Annotated in this window: 1 pseudogene; it reads left to right on the top strand. The window is 78.2% G+C overall.

Going from position 1 to position 307, the window contains the following annotated elements:
- Nucleotides 1-307, top strand: a pseudogene (locus tag KSO97_RS17580) (chemotaxis response regulator protein-glutamate methylesterase); the annotation flags it as partial.

Genomic DNA, 307 nt, shown 5'->3' with positions numbered 1-307 from the left:
GCCTCGGCGACCCTGACCGCTCTCTCGCGCGGCGCGTCGGACTACGTGACCAAGCCCTCGGGCTCTGGCGACATCGGCGCGTCGATGGGGCGCGTGCGGGAGGACCTCGTGCCGCGCATCCGGGCTCTCGCCGGTGCGCGTCGGGTCGTGGCGCCGTCCGCGCCCGTGCGGGTACGCGCCGCCGCGCCGCAGGCACGCCGTCCGCAGGTCCTGGTGGTGGCGAGCCCGACGGGCGGGCCCGACGCGCTCTCCCAGGTGGTGGCCGGACTCCCGGCGAGCTTCCCCCTCCCGGTGCTCGTGGCCCAGC

Source organism: Nocardioides sp. R-C-SC26, from assembly GCF_021246465.1.
In the GTDB taxonomy this organism is placed as follows: domain Bacteria; phylum Actinomycetota; class Actinomycetes; order Propionibacteriales; family Nocardioidaceae; genus Nocardioides.
Note: the sequence above shows the minus strand (reverse complement) of the source record. Positions and strands in the feature narration are given on the sequence as shown.